General features: G+C 56.5%; 14 protein-coding genes. 4 read left to right on the forward strand and 10 right to left on the reverse strand.

The window, feature by feature from the left end; genetic code table 11:
- Positions 1-66: 66 nt before the first annotated feature.
- The 6 genes from soil367_RS09870 to soil367_RS09895 form a co-directional block, all read right to left on the reverse strand.
- Entirely contained in the window at positions 67-1,044 is a 978-nt protein-coding gene (locus tag soil367_RS09870; RefSeq protein WP_136548948.1) for a DUF6160 family protein, read from the reverse strand.
- Between the two features lie 304 nt (positions 1,045-1,348).
- On the reverse strand, positions 1,349-2,272 hold the full coding sequence (locus soil367_RS09875) for a DUF6160 family protein (protein WP_136548949.1): 924 nt from the start codon (positions 2,270-2,272) through the stop codon (positions 1,349-1,351).
- Between the two features lie 228 nt (positions 2,273-2,500).
- Positions 2,501-3,430: a DUF6160 family protein gene (locus soil367_RS09880; RefSeq protein ID WP_136548950.1), complete on the reverse strand. Its 930-nt coding sequence runs from the start codon at positions 3,428-3,430 to the stop codon at positions 2,501-2,503.
- 232 nt (positions 3,431-3,662) lie between these two features.
- Positions 3,663-4,637 carry a DUF6160 family protein gene (locus tag soil367_RS09885; RefSeq protein WP_136548951.1) on the reverse strand — a complete coding sequence of 325 codons (975 nt, stop codon included), beginning with the start codon at positions 4,635-4,637 and terminating at the stop codon, positions 3,663-3,665.
- Positions 4,638-4,944: 307 nt separating this feature from the next.
- Positions 4,945-5,916 carry a DUF6160 family protein gene (locus tag soil367_RS09890; protein ID WP_136548952.1) on the reverse strand — a complete coding sequence of 324 codons (972 nt, stop codon included), beginning with the start codon at positions 5,914-5,916 and terminating at the stop codon, positions 4,945-4,947.
- 192 nt (positions 5,917-6,108) lie between these two features.
- Positions 6,109-6,684, reverse strand: coding sequence for a hypothetical protein (locus soil367_RS09895; protein WP_136548953.1), 576 nt, complete (start codon positions 6,682-6,684; stop codon positions 6,109-6,111).
- 156 nt (positions 6,685-6,840) lie between these two features.
- Here soil367_RS09895 and pabB point away from each other — a divergent pair, with 156 nt between their 5' ends.
- A complete protein-coding gene (gene pabB / locus soil367_RS09900; protein ID WP_136548954.1) occupies positions 6,841-8,175 on the forward strand; it encodes an aminodeoxychorismate synthase component I in 1,335 nt (444 codons plus the stop codon).
- A gap of 89 nt (positions 8,176-8,264) precedes the next feature.
- On the opposite strand, the gene thrH is transcribed toward pabB, so the two are convergent.
- The gene (thrH, locus tag soil367_RS09905; protein ID WP_136548955.1) at positions 8,265-8,882 is read right to left on the reverse strand and encodes a bifunctional phosphoserine phosphatase/homoserine phosphotransferase ThrH; all 618 of its coding nucleotides are present in this window, start codon (positions 8,880-8,882) and stop codon (positions 8,265-8,267) included.
- A gap of 277 nt (positions 8,883-9,159) precedes the next feature.
- Here thrH and soil367_RS09910 point away from each other — a divergent pair, with 277 nt between their 5' ends.
- Positions 9,160-9,885 (forward strand): phosphoadenylyl-sulfate reductase, encoded by a 726-nt coding sequence (locus soil367_RS09910; RefSeq protein WP_136548956.1) that lies wholly within the window; start codon positions 9,160-9,162, stop codon positions 9,883-9,885.
- Positions 9,886-11,216: 1,331 nt separating this feature from the next.
- Here soil367_RS09910 and cysB read toward each other — a convergent pair.
- Positions 11,217-12,191 carry an HTH-type transcriptional regulator CysB gene (gene cysB, locus soil367_RS09915; protein WP_136548957.1) on the reverse strand — a complete coding sequence of 325 codons (975 nt, stop codon included), beginning with the start codon at positions 12,189-12,191 and terminating at the stop codon, positions 11,217-11,219.
- A 181-nt stretch (positions 12,192-12,372) separates the two neighbouring features.
- Between cysB and soil367_RS09920 the strand changes: the two genes are divergently transcribed.
- Both soil367_RS09920 and soil367_RS09925 read left to right on the forward strand, forming a co-directional pair.
- Positions 12,373-13,155: a sulfite exporter TauE/SafE family protein gene (locus soil367_RS09920; protein WP_136548958.1), complete on the forward strand. Its 783-nt coding sequence runs from the start codon at positions 12,373-12,375 to the stop codon at positions 13,153-13,155.
- Positions 13,156-13,320: 165 nt separating this feature from the next.
- Positions 13,321-16,047 carry a winged helix-turn-helix domain-containing protein gene (locus tag soil367_RS09925; protein ID WP_136548959.1) on the forward strand — a complete coding sequence of 909 codons (2,727 nt, stop codon included), beginning with the start codon at positions 13,321-13,323 and terminating at the stop codon, positions 16,045-16,047.
- Positions 16,048-16,707: 660 nt separating this feature from the next.
- On the opposite strand, the gene dinG is transcribed toward soil367_RS09925, so the two are convergent.
- Positions 16,708-18,840: an ATP-dependent DNA helicase DinG gene (gene dinG, locus soil367_RS09930; RefSeq protein WP_136548960.1), complete on the reverse strand. Its 2,133-nt coding sequence runs from the start codon at positions 18,838-18,840 to the stop codon at positions 16,708-16,710.
- 119 nt (positions 18,841-18,959) lie between these two features.
- The gene (locus soil367_RS09935; RefSeq protein ID WP_246065249.1) at positions 18,960-19,853 is read right to left on the reverse strand and encodes a general secretion pathway protein GspB; all 894 of its coding nucleotides are present in this window, start codon (positions 19,851-19,853) and stop codon (positions 18,960-18,962) included.

The following is a 19,853-nucleotide window of genomic DNA, read 5'->3' on the forward strand; positions in this document are numbered from 1 at the left end:
GTACGAGCTGAACCTTAGCTAAAAAGCCACCCGAAGGTGGCTTTTTTAGGTCAAGACCGGCTTGGATCAGTGGCCGTAAATGACGGTCTCGGCGGTTACCGCAACATCCGTCATGTACAGCGAACCAATTGACGCGCCATTGCCCATAGTGATGTTTGTCAGGTCGAGATCGCCAGAGAAGTCCTGCACGTTGACCGCAAGTGCGTTCTGACCTGCACCGAAGTGGTCTTCTTTGACGCTGACGTCAACCTGGGCATGGGCAAACGACATTGTCCCGGCCGAGTTGGCAATAACGGAATCCCCGCGACGGTTATGCAGTTCGAAGCCAAGGCTGGTACCCATGAATGGCAGGGTTACGGCGCCGGTCGCGTTGAAATAGGCGTTGATGTTCAGGCTATTCGCTTCTTCCTGAACGATCAGGTCCACGGGTCCCAAGTAGCCATCGATCTGCATGGCGGAGACAAGAACCGTGCTATCCGCGTTCATCGCGCTCAGGTTACCGATATTGGCGGCATTGTCAGCTTCTTTGGCCAGGGAGATTGAGCCGATCCCCAGTCCGTAGTCTACCGGTGCGCCTGACTGCGAACGCAGGGAGATAACAAGGTCGCCATCGGTTACAGCCTGGCTTGTTTCAACCCCATCGACAGCAGCGGCATTCGCGGCGAGCTGTGCGGAATCCTGTGCTCCGGTCGCTGGATCAGTGGCGAGTGCGGCAGCTACGTAGTCACCTGCGAATACTCCCCCATTACCCAGATCGTCCGCCGCGGTTCCCGCGACATCAATGGTCAGGCGGATATCGTCAAGTGCGGTAGTAGCCCCAGCGGTGGAGTGACCACCGAGTTTCAGGCCGTCGATGACCAGAAAACCCTTATCCTGGTAGGCGATTTCTTTCACTTCTACATTGGCGCTAAGGTCAATGGTTACCCCGGCCTGACCGGTAACGTCGCCCATGGCACCGTCGTTCAGAGGCTTCAGGTCAGCACTGGCGGAAAAGGAGGTCGCGGCAATTGCCGTCACTAGAAGGGTGCGAGTAAACGTATTCATGGCCATTCTCCTAACATCGTAAATAGGGAAATCTGTGGCGTAACGTAAGGCGGAAATTTCTCCTCAGTAGTAGCTGTAAAGCAAGGCTTCCTTTAAAAAGTAGTTCACGAACTGAAAACCGGTTGTGAACCACGACACATTTCAGAAAATTAACCCTACACAATTCGCGCCTGAGGGGCAAACAGGTGCTTTAAAACGCCCTATGCGTCTTCAGTCGCGGCCCTCCTACCCTTGTCTGGCCAGCCCAGAACGCGAAAAGCCATCCCGAAGGATGGCTTTTCGCTGCGGTTTGTTCGAGTCAGTGTTAGTGACCGTAAATGACCGTTTCAGCAGTAACGGAAAGATCAGTCAGGTACAGGGCACCGATCGAGATGCCATTGCCCATCTTGATATCGGTCATGTCGAGATCGCCAGACAGGTCCTGGACGTTCACAGCAAGCGCGTCGCCGCCATCGTCGAAGTAGCCTTCTGCAACACTGACGTCTACCTGGGCATGAGCGAAAGACATGCCATCCGCGTTCATGACCGTAGCGCCACGACGGTTATGGAGCTCGAAGCTCATGGATGTGCCACGGTAAGGGACAGTGACCGAGCCACTGGCGCTGAAGTAGGCATTGATATTCATGCTATTAGATTCTTCCTGCACGACGATATCGACGGGGCCGATATAGCCGTCCATGCGCAGGTCCTGGGATAACACGGTACCGGTATTGGTGGCTTTGAGGTTACCGATATTGCCGCTGTTTCCCTCTTGCTTGGCCAGGGAGACACTTTCAATGAACAGTCCGAAGTCCACTGGCTCGTCCGATTGCGAACGCAGACTGATGACAAGATCGCCATCGCTGATGTTCTGGCTTTGTTCGTTTACTTCGGTGGTAAATCCTTCGCTTGCGAGATAAGCCGCACCGAATGAGGATGCGCCAAGGTCATCGCCGAGGGAGCCGGCCACATCAATTGTCAGCCGGAGGTTATCGAGTGCGTCTGGCGCACCACCAGCGACAAGCTCAGAGTGACCACCCAGGGTCAGGCCATCAATAACCAGGAAACCCTGATCCTGATAGGCGATTTCGCCGACGCTGACGTTGGCACTCAGATCAATGGTGACACCCGCCTGACCCGTCACATCGCCCATGGACGCATCATCGAGGGCGGCAAGTTCGGCTTGCGCGGCAAACGGTGCAGCGGCAATAGCGCTGACCAGTGCTATTTTTTTCAGGCTGTTCATCATGCTTTCCCTTATTATTTTAGGCTTTAATCCGTCGTTCATAGAGAACGCACCCACAGGTTACCCCTTGGGTGAGATAAAAAATGAGACGGAATGTGAACTTTCAGAACAGAGGCAGCGCGACCGGCCAGTTTGAGGCCGCGTAAACGCAAAAGCCACCCCGAAGGGTGGCTCCAAAGCACTTCAAAACACTTCAAAACACTTCAAAACACTACAAAACACTACGACAACTTAGTGACCGTAGATAACAGTCTCAGCAGTAACAGACAGGTCGGTCATGTACAGAGAGCCGATTGACTTGTCGTTGCCCATAGTGATGTTGGTCAGGTCGAGATCGCCAGAGAAGTCCTGAACGTTAACGGCCAGTGCATCTTCGCCCGCAGCGAAGTAGTCTTCAGCAACGCTGATATCAACCTGTGCGTGCGCGAAAGACATGGTGCCGGTAGCATTAGCTACTGCATCGCCACGACGGTTGTGCAGCTCGAAGCCCATGCTGGTACCCATGAACGGCAAAGTCAGTTCGCCAGTCGCGTTGAAGTAGGCGTTGATGTTCATGCTATTGGACTCTTCCTGAACCACAACGTCGATCGGGCCAAGGAAGCCGTCGATGTACAGCTCAGAAACCAGTACGGTGCTATCTGGGTTCGAAGCAGAAAGGTTACCGATGTTAGCGGTGTTGCCTTGTTCTTTGGCCAGGGAAACAGCGCCGATAGCCAAACCGAAGTCAACAGGCTGACCAGACTGCGAACGCAGGCCGATAACCAGGTCACCATCGCTGATGTTCTGGCTAACTTCGTTTACGTCAGTAGAGAAGCCAGCGGCGCCCAGATAAGTTGCACCACGAGCCGCGGTGCCCAGGTCTGCAGTTGCGTCGGTGCCGGCAACGTCGATGGTCAGACGGATGTCGTCAAGTGCGGCTGCACCACCAGCTGCGATAACCCCACGGTTACCACCCAGGGTCATACCGTCGATAACCAGGAAACCTTTATCTTCATACGCGATTTCTTTGATGCTGACGTTGGCGCTCAGGTCGATGGTAACACCAGCCTGGCCAGTGACATCACCCATTGAAACGTCGTTCAGAGCCGTCAGTTCGGCTTGGGCTGCAAAAGGAGCAGCGGCGATTGCGGTTACGAGTGCAATTTTTTTCAGGCCTTTCATTCGTATTCTCCTAAATTATTTTTGTGCTTTTATTTTTATGGCGATGTTGATCATCGCAATGGCAGAGTACTGCTTCAGCACTTCTCAGAATGAGATCCAATCGACAATTCCCGTGCATCATCGGAACTTTTATTCAGGTCTTGCCAGGGAGAAATATCAGGTCTCGACTTGTTCGCTCTAACAGGAAGGCCGCCCCGAAAGGCGGCTGTTACAAAGTCTTCAAGCGTACGGCTCAGTGGCCGTAGACTACGGCATAACCGGTAACGGTCAGGTCGGTCATATAGATTGATCCTATAGACGCGCCGTTACCCATCGTAATGTCGGTAAGGTCCAGATCGCCGGAGAAATCCTGCACCCATATGCCCAACGCGTCCTCGCCGTTAGTGAAGTAACCTTCAACGACGCCAACATCAACCTGAGCGTGGGCGTAGGAAATCACATTGCCGTTTGCGTCACCGGCGCCGTTGACGATGACAGACGACTGTCCACGACGGTTATGAAGCTCGAATCCGAGACTGGTACCCATGAAAGGCAATGTCATTTCACCAGCCGCAGTGAAATAGGCGTTGATATTCATGCTGTTCGATTCTTCCTGAACAACTACATCAATCGGCCCAAGGTAGCCGTCGATTTGCATGTCCGATACCAGCACAGTGGCGTCCGGGTTTGCGGCGGCCAGGTAGCCGACGTTGTTCGCATTTCCTTCCTGCCTGGCCAGCGATACACTGCCAATCGCCAAACCGAAGTCAACGGGATTGCCATCCTGCGACCGCAGGGAGATCACAAGGTCGCCATCACTCACATTCTGGAAGTACTCGAGGTAAACGGGGTTTCCGTCAGCATCGAGGTAGCTGCCCTGGTACCCCTGGTACTCCTGCGCGAAAACGCCGTTATTACCGAGGTCGGCTAGCTCGTCTTTTCCCGCGACGTCTACGGTCAGGCGGAGGTTATCCAGCGCGTCAGCGGCGCCGTAGTCCGCGACTTCACCCGAGTGGCCACCAAGCCTCAAGCCGTTAATGACCAGAAAGCCCTGGTCTTCGTAGGCAATCTCTTTGATGCTCACATTCGCACTCAGATCGATAGTAACGCCAGCCTGGCCAGTGACGTCTGCCATTGAGACGTCATCCAGAACACTGAACTCCGCCTGGGCTGTAAACGAAGTAGCGGATATTGCGGCTACCAGAGCGATTCTTTTCAGGCCTTTCATCTCGATTCTCCAGATTTTTCGTAGCTAATTTTTAGCTTTTATAGTTTCCCCACGCTTGCAGGATACTTCTTTCGTCGAACCTAAACAGAGATGAACTCTACATTTCCATTTCGTTAACTATCCGGATTTTGGGTCAGAATACGGCTCAGGCCTGAGTCGCCATCTCAGCACCCGCTAGACGCAACTGAGGACTTTAGCTGCAACTCAGGAGCTACAACTTCACACCCTAGCGGCTGGTTAGGTGCCTTTAGAACGAAAAAAAGCCACCCCGGAGGGTGGCTTTCAGAACGATCGGAGATCGTAGGGCTTAGTGACCGTAGATTACAGTCTCTGCAGTGACGCGAAGATCGGTCATGTAGATGGAGCCGATTGACTCACCGTTACCCATGGTGATGTTGGTCAGGTCCAGGTCACCGGAGAAGTCCTGAACGTTAACCGCCAGAGCATCTTCATCGGCTGCAAAGTAGTCTTCAGCAACGCTGATATCAACCTGTGCGTGAGCGAACGAGATTGGGTTTCCATCGGTATCAGTATCCGTGGTCAGCACAGTCGATTGGCCGCGACGGTTATGCAGTTCGAAGCCCAGGCTGGTGCCCATGAACGGCAGGGTCATCTCGCCGCCTGCAGTGAAGTAAGCGTTGATGTTCATGCTGTTGGACTCTTCCTGAACAACGACATCGACCGGACCAATGTAGCCATCAACCTGCATATCAGAAACCAGCACAGTGCTGTCAGGGTTTGACGCAGTCAGGTTACCGATGTTCGTAGCGTTTCCTTCCTGCTTGGCCAGGGATACGCTGCCGATCGCCATACCAAAGTCAACTGCCTGACCATCAGTCTGCGAACGCAGGGAGATTACCAGGTCACCATCGCTGATAGCCTGATCAGTTTCGATATTCACAGCGTTGCCGTCAGCATCAGTATAGTTGCCTTGACCACCAAGATATTCGCCAGCGAAAACGCCACCGTTGCCCAAGTCAGCAGTTGCGTCGGTACCAGCTACGTCAACGGTCAAGCGAATGTCGTCGAGCGCGTCTACCGCGCCGTTCGCAACTTCACTTGAGTTACCACCTAATTTCAATCCGTTGATTACCAAGAAACCCTGATCTTCATACGCGATTTCTTCAACGCTTACGTTGGCGCTCAGATCGATCGTGACACCTGCCTGACCGGTCACGTCTCCCATGGCTGAATCATCCATCGCCTTCAGGTCAGCTTGCGCTGCAAAAGGGGCGGCGGCAATTGCGGTTACGAGTGCAATTTTTTTCAGGCCTTTCATTGTATTCTCCTAAACTTGGCGTTTCGTAGAAAATCGTTGTTCTTGTTACGGCTATTTCCTTGAAACCGTGGTGCAAGTTTTACAGGAAAACTGGTTGTGTTTTGAGATGTTGCGCACAGTTGGGGCGCTCAAAAATTACCAGTTTTCCACGGCGCAATTAAGTCGGCACCTGAATTAATTCTGTGTTCGCGGCTACTTCCCAGTATTTGCAGGGGCTACGAAGACTTTCGGTTCATAATCCCTTTGCGTAGCCGCTCCAAAAGTTACATTTTCTTCAGAATCCTGCTCGTAGTTTGTCGCGGTAACGACCGCGTGTCCGTTCAGGTATTCCGTTTCGACGTTAATCTGCGGTTTGTCGCTCTTGCTCTCACTCGGCTGATAGAGATAAACCACTGCAGAACCGAGAATGGCGCCGTTTTGAGCCTGTGCCTGGAGAGACTGGCGTACGGCACCCAACACGAGGGCGGCGTTGATATTCTCCTGCTCGGAACCGGGGGGCACAGCCCAGACAAATCGCACTTTGCCGCCGGGAAACAACGCGGCACCGAAAGGCGCAAAATCGCCATGGGTTTCCAGTATGGTCTTGGCTTTGCGCAGGGCGTGGCCCGACAGGTATTTGATGTTCTGGTCTGCCTCTTTCCTGATCTGTTCCTGTGTGACCTGCTCAGCTGCACCCGGCTCCTGGGCTTGTGTCGCCGGAGCCACCGAGCCGAGGCCCATCAAGAAAAGAGAAAACAGCGTTGTACGGCTAAAACGGGTTTTCAGCATAATTTTCCTACCTTGTCTATTGCTACAGCGGGAGAAGGCTCTGTCTACCCCGCACGACGTTCGACAGTCGAAACAGTGCCAGCGTTCGAGAATAATTTTGTATAACAGCTTCAAAAGTCTGTGATAATAATCACTTTCAGCAGTTCAGGTTCACCCGTGCACTACACCGCCCTTCAGGTTACGTCGGCCCATCATCTAGAGCGTTTTCTTGGCCAGATCGCAAGCTTACCGGGATTCGTCTGTATAGGCACCCCACCCTCCCGGACCAAAGCGTTCCGCGGCCAATGGCTGGCGGCGAAGCCTATTCAATACCTCTGCCTGGCAGGCGAGAGCCGTGCCAGTCTGGCGCGCAAGGTTCTCCTGGCCATGGCACCTCTGCACGAAAGCACCCGACTCGCGGGCATACTCGACTACGATGCGGGATACAGCCTCGAGCCTGCAATCCGACAATGGCATTCACCGGCCTCTCGCCAACCCATACGAATCGGCGTCTACGCCTGGTGGCTGGAGCCCGATCTGGCGGGCGACGGGCTCCGGCTTTGCCGAACGCCCGACTGCCCTGCTAGCATTGAGCAAGAGATTCTCTCGCTGTTGCAAGCCTCAAGGGCCGTTCATGGCCAAGGTCTGCCTCGATTCTCAGCAAAGCCTTTTCGAGCAGATCTTTCGCGTCAACAGTATGTTGATGCGGTATATAAGGTGCAGCACTACATACAAAATGGCGATATCTACCAGGCAAACCTTTCACAGCGTTTTGAAAGCACATACACGGGTTCGCTCTGGCAGGCATTCAGCCAACTCTGCAAAAAATTCCCGAGCCCCCATTGCGGCTATCTCAAACTCGGCACAGAGACTGTGCTGAGTATCTCTCCGGAGAGTTTTCTGGAAATCAACAAGGGCAGCGTTCGTACCCAGCCCATCAAGGGTACGCGCCCGAGGGGCCGCTTCGCCCATGAGGATCAGCTGCAGGCCGAAAAACTCAAAGCCAGCGCCAAGGACCGGGCCGAAAACATCATGATCGTCGACCTGTTGCGCAACGATCTCGGCCGCGTCAGCGAAACAGGTTCAGTCGTGGTGGAATCACTCGCCGAGCTGCACAGTTTCGTGAATGTGCACCATCTGGTAAGTACAGTGTCTTCCAGACTCAAGGCAGGGATTCATCCCTTCGAAGCCCTGCTCTGGTGCTTCCCGGGCGGGTCAATAACAGGCGCGCCCAAGATCCGCGCCATGGAGATTATTGCAGAGCTGGAGGTTAGCCCGCGCGGGCCCTACTGTGGCTCGCTGTTCTGGTTGAATGGTGAGGGCAAGCTGTACAGCAACATCGCTATACGCACGCTGTACGCACGGGATGAGAAACTTTACTGCCATGGCGGCGGCGGCGTAGTGGCTGACTCGAGCCCAGCCGGCGAATATCAGGAAACGCTCGACAAGGTTGGCCCCTTGATGAAGGAGCTTTCCGGAAATGCGCAGATACTGGCGCCAGCAGACCCTTAATTGATTATCCGTGGCGCTTGAGGGGAATGAAGAAGTACGAGGTGCCGGCCTTCAGCTCATGCCGAAAGCCAGGCTTTCCATTTCAGGAATCAGACCTGTAGATCCCGCTCGCTCAACTTCACGAACTGCTCTTTCAAAGCCGGGAAGGTGTCCACCGACGGGAATTGCGGGAACTCCCGGATGACGTTGTCAGGCGCATGAAACAGAATACCGGCCTCTGCCTGGCCCAGCATAGTCGTGTCATTGTACGAGTCGCCGGCTGCAATAACCCGGTAGTTCATGAGCTGGAACGCACGCACAGCCTGACGCTTGGGGTCGCGTTGGCGCAGGTGATAGTTGACGATTCGGCCATCCTCCGCGACTTCCAGCTTGTGGCACAACAACGCCGGGTGCCCCAGTTTAGCCATAAGCGGCATAGCGAACTCGTAGAAAGTGTCAGAGAGAATGACGACCTGGAAGCGCAGTCGAAGCCAGTCCAGAAACTCAGCAGCACCGTCCAGAGGATCGAGTTCACCAATGACCTCCTGAATGGCTGGCAATCCGTAGCCGTGCTCATCAAGTAGCCGGAGCCGCTGCTTCATCAGTACATCGTAATCGGGGATATCACGTGTCGTTGCTTTCAGGGCCTCGATACCCGTTTTTTCGGCGAACGCAATCCAGATTTCCGGAATTAAAACCCCTTCCAGATCAAGGCAGGCAAGTTCCACAAGATACTCCTTCGAATTGAATAAGCCCTGCTTCGGCCCGACGTTCGGCCGCATGAGAATCGCTGAGCAGGAAGCCGGCTTATCATAGTAAAAGCCGGCGCGTGATGAAACGGGGATTGTAACGCGGCATAAGTTTATGTCATCGCATTCTTTCTAAAGCCGCGGCGCCCAATGCTAATATCTGCGCAAACCTGGCGAGCCAAATTCGTAAAAACACATAAAAAAGCGCGTGGTTTATTCCATTCAATTAGCGCCTATCGAGATCGAGAGAGTCCAGATGCAGTCAGCAGAAACCCTAGCGGCGGAACTAACCGATGACGCCTCGCCTAGAGACGTTCTAAAGAAAGCATTCCAATCGTTTGATAATATTGCGCTATCGTTTAGTGGCGCGGAAGATGTGGCGCTCATTGAGATGGCCCATCGCCTCAACCCGAACCTGAAGGTATTTACTCTGGATACCGGCCGTCTTCCGGCCGAAACCTACGAGTTTGTCGAGCGGGTTCGCCAGCACTACGGACTTCAGATCGAGGTTCTCTTCCCTGATGCCCGGGCTGTACAGGAAATGGTTGGGGAAAAAGGACTGTTCAGTTTCTACCAGGACGGGCACCAGGAGTGCTGCGGTATACGCAAGGTCGAGCCTCTGCGACGCAAGCTGTCGACGGTAGACGCATGGATCACCGGCCAACGGCGGGATCAGAGCCCCGGCACCCGCACAGAGGTGCCTCTGGTCCAGCGGGACGAGGCTTTCTCCACGGAAGAGCATGAGCTGGTCAAGTTCAACCCTCTCGCCAACTGGACGTCCAAGGAAGTCTGGGATTACATCCGCATGACTGAGGCGCCCTACAATAAACTCCACGAGCAGGGTTATGTGAGCATCGGCTGCCAGCCTTGTACCCGGCCTGTGCTGCCGGGTCAGCATGAGCGGGAGGGGCGTTGGTGGTGGGAGGAGAGCACTCAGAAGGAGTGCGGGCTTCATGCCGCCAATGTGATCGCTAAAGTATAGGGATTTAAAAGGCGTGACGGCGTTTGGGACCAGAGCTGATCCGGTGAGACCGTTGTTTCTGTTTTAACTAGGCTGAGACAAAAACTGAAGCCAGAACAAAAGCCAAGGCTTTCGTCCATCGCCTGCGGCGCTGACCGAGTCACTTCTTTGGCAATAGCACCAAAGAAGTAACCAAGAAAGTGCCACCCCGCTGCGCTGCCCCTCGTACCGAGGGGTCCTCTGCGCTCCTCGCCGCGCGAAGGCGCCCCCTAAACTCGCTGCGCTCAGACAACGGGGTCGCTTTATCTTCGCGCGGCTCCGGTGCTCGACAGCTTAGAGGGGATTGGGAGTTGGCCGGTAGCTTGTGCATTTGGTTTTTCCGGTTGGACCTTGTGCTTGGTACCTTGGGCCGGGCTTCCGGCCTTAAAGACAAAGAGTTTCGTCCATCGCCTTCGGCGCTGACCGAGTCACTTCTTTGGCAATAGCACCAAAGAAGTAACCAAGAAAGTGCCACCCCGCTGCGCTGCCCCTCGTACCGAGGGGGCCTCTGCGCTCCTCACCGCGCGAAGGCGCCCTCTAAACTCGCTTCGCTCAGACAACGAGGTCGCTTTATCTTCGCGCGGCTCCGGTGCTCGACAGCTTAGAGGGGATTGGGCGTTGTCTTAGGATCCGGTGAAAAAACGAAAAAGTGGGCGGGTGCTTGAGCAAAAACTGCCAGAACAATTTTTTCTTTACCTGTCACCTGGCACCAAGCTGACTTCCACTCCCTCCCCCTCTGAACTGGCGAGCATCGCAGCAGGCCGGGGATCAGTGGGCTCGTTGTCTGAGCACAGCGAGTTTAGAGCCCACCCCCGGCCTGCGAGAAGCACAGCGAACCGCTTGCGAAGCAAGTGGCAGGAAGGGGGTGGCGTTTTCTTGGTTACTTCTTTGTCGCTACTGACAAAGAAGTGACTCGGTCAGCGCCGTAGGCGATGGACGAAAGCCCTGGCCGTGGCCGTGGCAGTAAAAGTTGCAAACCCAGCCGCTGCCAAGCACAAACAACCCCAACCTGACTTCCACTCCCTCCCCTCTGAACTGGCGAGCATCGCAGCAGGTCGGGGATCAGTGGGCTCGTTGTCTGAGCGAAGCGAGTTTAGAGCACGCCCCCGGCCTGCGAGAAGCACAGCGAACCGCTTGCGAAGCAAGTGGCAGGAAGGGGGTGGCGTTTTCTTGGTTACTTCTTTGTCGCTACTGACAAAGAAGTGACTCGGTCAGCGCCAAAGGCGATGGACGAAAGCCTTATCAGTTGCAGTTGCAGTTGCAGTTGCAATGACAGCTGCTACGGCAATGGCAACACCAATACCTGCTATCACTCAATAAGTCGGCAACTCAATCCCCGCAAACAGCTCATCCAACTCATCACTATTGGTCCGATGCGAAGCAGCCTCAACCAGATCCGGCGTCAGATGAGGCGCAAACCGCTCAATAAAATCATACATATAGCCCCGCAGGAAAGTGCCCTTACGGAACCCGATACGCGTCAGACTCGGCGCAAACAAGTGCCGGGCGTCCAGCGCTACCAGATCGGAATCGGCCACTTCATCGACAGCCATCTGGGCAACAATACCCACACCCAGCCCCAGCCGTACATAAGTCTTGATAACGTCGGCGTCTGCCGCGGTGAACACCACTTTCGGCGTCAACCCGGCAGCAGCGAAGGCTTCGTCGAGTTTTGACCGGCCGGTGAAGCCGAATACATAGGTAATAAGCGGGTAACGGGCAACTTCCGCCAGAGTCAGTCGTTTTGTCTTTGCCAAAGGATGATTGCGAGGAACGATGACACAGCGGTTCCAGCGATAGCAGGGCATCATGATCAGGTCATTAAAGAGCTCCAGGGCTTCCGTGGCGATAGCGAAATCCACGGCCCCTGTCGCTGCCATTTCCGAGATTTGCATCGGCGTGCCCTGGTGCATATGCAGCGACACCTCCGGATAGGCCTCAACAAAGCCCTGAATAACTTTAGGCAGCGCATAGCGGGCCTGGGTATGGGTTGTAGCAATGCTGAGATCGCCCCGGCGCTGATTGCTGAACTCCTGGGCGATCTTTTTGATGCCTTCCGCTCGGCGCAGAATTTCCCCGGCCTCGCGTATGATCGTCTCGCCTGCCGGGGTGATCCGGCTAAGGTGCTTACCGCTGCGCGCAAAAACCTCGACACCCAGCTCGTCTTCGAGCAGACGTATCTGTTTGGAGATGCCGGGCTGGGAGGTAAACAGGCTTTGCGCGGTTGCCGAAACGTTGAGGTCGTGGTGAGCGACTTCCCAAATGTACCGCAGTTGCTGCAGCTTCATATGAACTCCTGCTTGCACGAAGGGATACGCGGTATTGCCGCTCGCCGGTGCAGCTCGACCGCCAAAACACCATAACGTGCATATAAATATAAATAAATATTCTTTTTAGGAATAGCCCCGCGTCGTTACAGTGGCTTCGGGTTGCCGACCGCAGCCACTTCTTTTCACCGGTTAAACTACCATGACGGACTTTCTGCTCTACATCATCACCGGCGCTGGCGTTGGGTTCGCCGTAGGCCTGACCGGTGTCGGGGGCGGCTCGCTAATGACGCCCATGTTGCTGCTGTTCGGGTTTCCGACTCACATTGCGATCGGTACCGATCTTATTTACGCAGCCGCTACCAAAGCCAGCGGTGTGGTTGCCCATCACCGCCAGCTGACCGTCGACTGGACCATCGTTGGAAGGCTTGCCATGGGTAGCCTGCCCGCGTCGCTACTCACCATCCTCATACTCTCCCGTATCTTTCAGGATCCCGCGGAGTATCGGGGAATTCTCCTGTCCACACTAGGCGTGATGCTGATACTGACGTCAATTGTGCTTCTGATGCGCCGACGCCTGCAGCAGTGGCATGCACGTGCTGCAGCACCGTCACCGTGGCTGGATCGCAACCGGCCTGGCGTTACCGTTGCTGCCGGTGTATTTCTCGGGGTATGCGTGACCCTCTCATCCGTGGGCGCGGGTGCTTTTGGCGCCGCCATTCTATTTCTGCTCTACCCCGCATTGAGCTCCGTTCGTGTTGTCGGGACCGACCTGGCTCACGCCGTGCCCCTCACCCTGATTGCCGGTCTGGGGCACTGGCATCTGGGCCATATCGACTGGATGCTTCTGGGCAGCCTGCTGATAGGCTCCATCCCGGCCATACACTTTGGCTCCCGTCTGGCCAACCAGGTGCCCGAGCGGCTTTTGCAGTCTGGCCTTGCGAGCCTGCTGCTGCTTATCGGGGTAAAGTACGCCTTCTTCTAGTCTTGGCTAATATCTTCGGGTCGTGGTTAATATCTTCTGGTCGTGGTTAATAGTAGTCGCTAGCAGTGGCTGTATGATCGCAGCCCTTGACTCTCAGCTAGCAGCCCTGACAATGCATAAAAGAACGCCGGACTGAGCCAGTCCGGCTCATCGGAAGTGCATCGGATGTTGCTGGCCACCAAGTTCCTTAAACCCGCCCTCGCCCCGCGTTCAATCACCCGGCCACGGCTGCTCGAACGACTGGCAGGCGGGCATGCGGCCCGCATTGCCACCGTCATCGCACCCGCAGGGTACGGCAAGACCACACTGATCAATCAGTGGTGCGCGTCAACCGATACCGAGAGAAAAGTCGCCTGGTTTGCGGTGGACAGCTACGACAATGATCCACGGCGTTTCTGGCAGTATTTTATCGGGGCACTCGGCCAGGAAATTCTGCCACCACAAGAACTCAACCAGCGACTGGCGGAGCTTGACGAACGCAACCTCGACGCAATCATAACCGCCATCATAAACGCCATAGCTGAACTCCCAGGCAATTATGCGCTGGTTCTCGATGACTACCACTCGGTCGAAAACCCCGTGGTCCACCGCCAAGTGGGCTATCTGGTCGACTACTTGCCGCCCCATTTCATGCTATTGATGACCTCCCGCACAGAGCCCCCTTTGCCGCTGGCCCGCTGGCGCGTGCGCGGCTGGCTGCGCGAGGTACACGCTTCCGACCTGGCTTTTTCCGAGGAAGAATGCGCTCAGTTTTTTGGCGACTACATGGCGATGTCGCTTTCGGCTGAAAGTATTCACCAGTTATGGCGCAAGACGGAGGGCTGGGCTGCGGCAATGCAGCTGGCCGCACTGTCCGGGCCGCACGGTTCAGCCACCTCCCAGCAGGACATCATCCGCTACGGCGGGCACCAGAAGCACGTCAGCGACTATGTGTTGACTGAGATACTGGACCAGCAGCCTGAAGATGTGCGGGAATTCCTGCTGACTACGGCCTGCTGTCACCGTCTGAGCCCTGCGCTATGCAACGTTCTATTGGGAACAGATGATAGTGCGTCCCGCCTGGAAGCCCTGGTTAAAGCCAACCTCTTCATCATTCCGCTGGACACCAGCGGCTACTGGTACCGCTACCACGACCTGTTCCGGGAGGCCCTCTGCGCGCGGTCCTGTAGAACTGACCCTGCCGGTCACGCTCAGCTTCTGCAAAAGGCCTCCCAATGGTTTCTTGAACATGATCATTTTCACGAGGCTATTTCCCATCTGATCGAACTGGAAGACTGGGACTGGCTTGCTCAGGTTCTGGAGCAACACGGCAACAACCTCATTCACGAAGGCTACCATCTCAACGTCGTTAACTGGCTGGATGCGCTACCGCAGGGCTACGCTGACGACCGGCCTCGGCTGTTGATGATCCGGGTCTGGGGCCTCTTTTTTGCGAACAAGCTCGACCTGATCGAGCCGTTACTGGAACGCCTGGAAGCCCTGCTTGGCGACCAGGCGCAGGGCGCTTCCAACGGCTATTCCCAGGACGCCAACCCACCGGACGACCACGCCCTCGACCTGCACAGCGAAATAGCTCTGGTGCATTCGTACCTCGCTCGTATGCGCAGCGATCTGGACAGTGCCACCGACCTGACCCGCGACGTCCTGAGAGACATTGACCACACGGACATTCCCCTCAAGTCGGTAACGTACTACGGGATCGGACTCGACAGCTTCGCCCGCGGGGACCTGGTTTCAGCACGGCAGGCGCTGTCTTCAGCGATAGAACATGGCAAGCGCGAAAAAAGACACTCCACCGTGCTCTCAAGCGGCGGCCTGATGGCTTGGATACTGTTCTACCAGGGTGAAATGGAACTGGCCCTTGAGACATGCTCAACAGTGCGCTCCTGGGTCGACAGCTTCCACACCGACACCAGCCAGCCGCAAATGATCTCGTGCTGGCAGAACAGTTCGATGACACAGATCTACAGGGAGCGGAATGATCTGGAGCTGGCCCGAACCTATCTGAACCCGCTGCTGGAGCATGTCACCCAGGGGACAGAACCGGGCCAGCATATTGTTATCCAGTATGTCCGGGCGCACCTCGACTTCTCTCAGAACGAATACGAAAGCGCCATCGCCGCGCTGGAGGACGCCGAGAATGTACTGGCGCGCAAGGGCGACGCTATCCTGTTCGAGCCACCCAGCCTGGAGGCACTTAGAGTGCGTTGCCTGCTGGGCCTCGGCGAACTGGACAAAGCCCGCGCCTGGGCGGATAAAGTGAACCCGGAACGCTACCGCAACCCGATCAACAGAGAGCAGGTTTCGATTACCGTTGCCCGGGTTCGCGTTGCGACTGGCGAACCGGAGCGCGCGATCGCGGTCCTCAATCCGCTGCGCCTGGCGACCGAGAAAGGCGAGCACATCAAGCACCTGATTGAACTGCTCGCGGTCTACGCTACCGCGCTTGCAGCACTGGGTCGTGCAGACGATGCCGCTACCATGCTGGAGCGCGGCCTTAAACTGGCTGCACGGGATGGGTTCACCCGGCTTCTCTACGAAGAGGGTCCTGCGCTGGCAAAAATCTACCGTTCAGTTGAGCCCACCGGGCTCAATCCAGGTTGGGTACGGCAACTGGACGAACTTCTACTCGAGCAAAGCTCGCCGCAGATCAGCGTGAAACAGCCCGCGACCGCCCCTGCCGAGTCGGACTTGCTGGAGCCATTGAGCCAACGGGAGCTGGAAGTGCTGGCCCTGATCCACGAAGGGCTGTCGAACAAAGTCATCGCGCAAAAACTCGATGTTGCGCCAACGACGGTGAAAGCCCATATTCGCAATCTCTACGGCAAGCTCGGCACCAGCAGCCGCACCGAGGCACTAGCCAAAGCACGGGGGCTTGGCTTACTGCAGTAGCCGGGAGACGCCACGAGTCGACGTGCATCTGTATAAGCTAATTCGGGCCAGTACGAGTCAACGCGGGTCAGTAAGAGTCAATGCTGGTCAGTACGAGGCGCAACTGATCGCCAAGAGACAAGGGTCAGTCGCCGGCTTCCTGCCCCTCATGCGATTGAAAGGCCACCCGCACCGCAACATTTCTGAATATTCTTGTGACCTCTATCACATTTTTTAGCAGATACGCCTACCGCTACGCCCTTTGGACGATCCGCCTACGCCCCCGCCCTGCCTACACTTAACCCATCGATCGACGCATCGATTGAACAGAACTGAAACTTCAGGCCTTCAGTTTCCTGTTTTCCCCAGGGTCTTCCTTCGAGACCCCTTTGTAGCAAGGCGCCATATTTTATGTATGGCGCCTCTTTTTTTGGGCGAACGGTAGTAAAGGGCGAACGGTAGTAAAGAGTGAACCGCAGTGCATGCCCACCGTCAGGAAAACCGCCCCTCCACGTTTTCGCCCTTCGCTACAATTCGATTTCCGGGCTAGTGTCCTGTTTGAGTAACCCTGTCTGAATAACACGGAAGGACGCCTCAACCGGTCTCGAACTCACCAGAACTCCCGACCAGAACTCCCTACCAGAACTCCCGGTTGCCGCCCAATTTGCGCTTGCTTACCTGCTAGCTGAAGACCCGTCGAAACGGGGGCAGCGCATCGAGCAAGAGCGATCCATAGCGGCGCGTCAGAATCCGTCGGTCAAGGATGGTTATACGGCCGCGGTCGTCCTCTGTACGCAACAAGCGGCCGGCAGCCTGCACCAGGCGGATGGAGGCGTCAGGCACGCTGATCTCCATGAAGGGGTTGCCACCACGCTCGGTAATCCATTCCGCAAGGCTTGCCTCGATAGGATCGTCCGGCACAGAAAAGGGCAACCGGGTGATGATAACGTGCTCCAGGTAATTGCCTGGCAGGTCGATCCCCTCTGCAAAGCTGGCGACGCCAAAGAGGACGCTACGTTTGCCGGCATCAACCCGGTCCCGGTGGTTCTGCAGGACAATGCCTCTGGCGTGGTCGTCCTGAGTACTGACATCTACCGCAATATCAGCCGGTAATGCATCCCTTACCGCGTGCATCTGCCTGCGGGCGGTAAACAGAACGAGCACGGCTTTTTCGTCAGCCCACAGCTTGGGCAGCGCCTTGACCAACGCCTCGGTATAACTCGCTGAGTCTCCCGGCTCCATCGCGTCAGCGGGCACTTCCACGGTGGCCATTTCCTGGTAACGAAAAGCGGGCGGCGCCACCAGAAATCGACTGCCCGAAGGCAGTCCGGCGCGCTGGTTCAGGCGGTCAAACCGGCCCAGCGCCGTCAATGTCGCTGAGGTAAGAATGGCACCGAAGCAGCGGCTCCAGAGCCTGCTGGCCAACAGCCCATCCGCCAGTACCGGGCTGGTGTAAAGCGTGAGCTCCTCGCCGCGCTCCCACTGCTGCAGCTGCACCCACCGGGCTGGCGGCGGCCCCTGCTGTTCAGCCAGCTCTGCCGCGAACGATCTCCAGAGTTCCACCTGCTCTTCGCTACGGGCATGAAGCTGGCCCACGACCGGATACCAGGACTCGGCGGTCGCTTTGTCGACCTCGTTATCCGGTCGGTCGCCCAATCCCCGATTGAGCACATCCGCCAGACCGTCCAGCTCACGGCAGACCAGCGCGGATTCAGGCAGAAGTGCCTGAACCTGCTCAGCAAAGTCATCCGGCAACTGGCCTTCGGGAAAGCGATGGAGCTGGGCGCGTCCGTCGTTGCCCTTTTCCCACTTCAGCTGGGTGGACAGCCAGGTATAGAGGTTTTCCAGCAACGGGTCCTGGTTGCGCGCCGCCGCGCTGATACGGTCGATCGCCCGTGCGGCCTGGGTACCCGCTGGCAGGAAAGGCGAAAGCTTGACCAGAATCTGGCTAAGCTGCTTGAGCCAATTGCGGGCGCCGTTTATGCCTGCGCTTGCGGCGAAGTGCGACAGCGCCTTCTCCGGCAGATGGTGAGCCTCATCAAATATGTAAATGGTATCTTCGGGTTTTGGCAAAATGGCCCCGCCACCGAGCGCGAGGTCTGCCAGAATCAGATCGTGATTGGCGACAATAACGTCGGCCTCATCCAGCGCACTGCGGGCTGAAAAGAAGGCGCAGCTGTCAAAATACGCACAGTGGCGATTGGTACAGCCTCGATGGTCAGTGGTAATTCGGCGCCAGCGATCATCTTCAATCGTCTCGGGCCAGTGATCCCGGTCGCCGTCCCACTTCTGGCTGGCGTAGGATGCCAGCATCTTTTCGTAGAAGGCCCGGGCATCGCCACCGTCGGGGGCATCCTCGAGCAGAAACAGAGGCATGCTTTCGCTGTTCCCTACGCCTTCGTCCTGCAGGCGGCCTTCGAGCCGGGACAGGCAAAGATAGCGCCCCCGCCCCTTGGCAAGCGTCCAGTTGAAATCGAGTTTCGTATGCGCCCTAACGTCAGGGAGGTCCTTGCCGACGATCTGATCCTGCAGAGCTACCGTCGCCGTCGAGATGACAAGCCGCTTACCTAGCGCTTTGGCCACGGGGATCGTGGCCAGCAGGTATGCCAGGGTTTTACCGGTACCTGTTCCAGCTTCGACCACACAGGCACCGTGAGCGGACGTCCGTGCGCCGTCTGCCTGGGTAATATCGCCCAGGTAGCGCGCAATTTCGGCGACCATCAGCCGCTGGCCATACCGGGCGCGTATGCCTTTGCCGCTGAGAAAATCCCGATAGGCGGTCTGTATTGCGTCTTTTACGACATCTTCAAGCATTTGGGAACCGGAGGACAGGAATGGAAAAAGACCGCGGAAAAGGACGGGCGAAGTTAAGCCTCTTTGCGCACTGAAGGGCAAGCCCGTGCCCCTGAATAAGGCCCAGACAGCGACTTGGCTTAACGTGGCCTGTTCCAGTTACGCACGACGCTGACCGCAAAAAGTTCGCCCTGCAAGCTAAGAATGACGCCGTCTTCGGTGATCTCCTCGACTATCATGTCGCCGAAACGCGCACCCTCCCGCAGGTATTCGCTGTTTATCATTACACGACGTGCATCGGGCCGGGATGAGAAAATATGGGAGTTGAACACCAGGTCAGGCACGCGTCGCTGAAAGCTGGTGGACATCTCACCGAGGGCGGGAACAGCAAACCCGGCCTGTTGATCTGATGGAACCTCTTCCCCGGCAGCTGCAACGTCTGCATCCGGCTTGCCCCAGGTTGCCTGTTCTGGGCCAGGCTGTTGTACAGCCTGCGCCGGTGTGTTGGATTGCGCCACATCGTTACTGCCCGGCGCTGGAAGAGCTGCAGAGTCCGCCATAGCCGATGCCATCTCTGGCTGGGGCCCGAGTACTGCTGTGGGCACTGCAGTGCCTCCTGCCTGAGGCTGCTGGGTTTCCGGCTGACGCGCATCGGCGGCATCTGGATTCCCGGGGCTGGGTCGCGTGTTCGCCTGGCTCGCTGGCCGGGGGGTCTCCTGCAGCAGATAGGGCTCGGGATTTTTCGCTCCGGATTGCTCAGAGTCTGCCCACTGGCCCGGCGCCGGCACCAGAGCGACAGGCGCCGGTGGGGCAACCACTGCGGCTGGTAGGGGCTGCGATCCCATCTGGGGCCAAAACAGCCAGGCCAGCAATAGCCCATTCATCACCAGCACAATCAAAACAGTCCAGAGAAGCCACGGGCCCTTCGTTCTGCTGGGTTTGTGGATAATCTGAACTGACGAACCCAGGCTTGGCACTTCGCCCTGCTTTCGTTCGATCTCTGACTTGCGCAATGCTTCCAGAATGTAGGACAT

The organism is Hydrocarboniclastica marina (genome assembly GCF_004851605.1).
GTDB classification, from domain to species: Bacteria; Pseudomonadota; Gammaproteobacteria; order Pseudomonadales; family Oleiphilaceae; genus Hydrocarboniclastica; species Hydrocarboniclastica marina.